This window comes from Pseudoalteromonas sp. SIMBA_162, assembly GCF_046535955.1.
GTDB lineage: Bacteria > Pseudomonadota > Gammaproteobacteria > Enterobacterales > Alteromonadaceae > Pseudoalteromonas > Pseudoalteromonas marina.
Genome location: NZ_JAWJBQ010001005.1, coordinates 1 through 243 on the forward strand (window position 1 = coordinate 1; position 243 = coordinate 243).

Here is a 243-nt window from a genome sequence, read left to right on the forward strand (position 1 = left end):
TAAGTAGCTCAGCTGGTTAGAGCACATCACTCATAATGATGGGGTCACAGGTTCAAATCCCGTCTTAGCCACCATTTCTTTTTAAGAATTGGCTCTGCAAGAGTTAAATTGCAACTCAATGAAGAGTTTAAAATAACTACCTTTCTTTGATTATTCAAAGTTAAAAATGCGGGAGTGGCGGAATTGGTAGACGCGCTGGATTTAGGTTCCAGTATCTTAGGATGTGAGAGTTCAAGTCTCTCC

At 40.3% G+C, this 243-nt stretch carries 1 protein-coding gene; it reads right to left on the bottom strand.

Going from position 1 to position 243, the window contains the following annotated elements; all coding sequences use genetic code 11:
* Positions 1 to 44 precede the first annotated feature (44 nt).
* A partial coding sequence (locus R0J88_RS22740; RefSeq protein WP_410901284.1) for a hypothetical protein occupies positions 45 to 243 on the bottom strand: 199 nt, incomplete at its 5' end.